At 51.4% G+C, this 1,076-nt stretch carries 1 pseudogene; it reads left to right on the top strand.

Features of this window, described 5'->3' with window-relative positions:
- A pseudogene (locus AC07O1_RS30355) lies at nucleotides 1–1,041 on the top strand (IS3 family transposase); the annotation flags it as partial.
- Nucleotides 1,042–1,076 lie beyond the last annotated feature (35 nt).

Genomic DNA, 1,076 nt, shown 5'->3' with positions numbered 1-1,076 from the left:
CAGGCAGCCCAAACGAACTGGATTTCAGAGAAAAATGCCAAAGCCGATTTTACCCGTCCAACCCCAGTCGTCAGATGATGAGTCTCGTACCCGGGATGAGTTGATTGCAGAGCTGAATCAACTTCGGATGGAAAATGACTATCTAAAAAAGCTCGATGCCTTGGTTCAGAAGAAACGAGCAGCGCAGCAGAAAAAGCGCAAATCGTAATCGAGCTGAGGCAGCGGCACCCTCTCGACGCCTTGCTGAAAGTGGCTGGATTGGCGCGGAGCACGTTTTACTATCAGCAGAAGGTGCTCCAGGCGGCTGACAAGTATGCGGATCTGAAAGCCAAGATTTGCGCGGTTTTCGACGAGCACCAGGGACGATATGGCTACCGTCGCATAACGTTAGCAGTACGACGCGCCGGTCACCTGATCAACCACAAGACCGTTCAGCGCCTGATGGCCGAGCTTCAGCTCAAGAGCCGTGTGCGTGTGAAAAAATACCGCGCCTACAAGGGAGAAGTAGGCCAAGCCGCCCCGAATCTGCTGAATCGCGAGTTTGAAGCTCCACAGCCCAATCAGAAGTGGGTAACCGATGTCACAGAGTTCAAGGTCGGTGGGCAAAAGCTTTATCTTTCGCCAATCTTGGATCTGTATAACGGCGAAATCATTTCCTACGATATTTCCAGGCGACCGTTGTTCAGCATGGTCGGGGCGATGCTGAATGAAGCGTTTGGGCGGCTTCAGCCGCATGAAAAGCCCATTTTGCATTCAGACCAAGGGTGGCAGTATCGGATGCCTATTTATGGCCGGCTTCTCAAAGAGCAATCGGTCACGCCCAGCATGTCGCGCAAAGGTAACTGTTACGACAACGCGGCTATGGAAAGCTTCTTCGGTACGCTGAAATCCGAATTTTTTTACCTAACCAAATTCAGTAATCTGGACGAGCTTCACGCCGGATTGGTGGACTACATCCACTATTACAATCACCGTCGTATCAAGCTGAAGCTAAACGGACTGAGCCCTGTTGAATACAGAACTCAGTCCGCTCAGGCATAGACCTACAATCGTCCAACTTTTTGGGGTCAGTCCAC

Source organism: Pseudomonas sp. GW821-FHT07G10, assembly GCF_059418545.1.
Note: the sequence above shows the minus strand (reverse complement) of the source record. Positions and strands in the feature narration are given on the sequence as shown.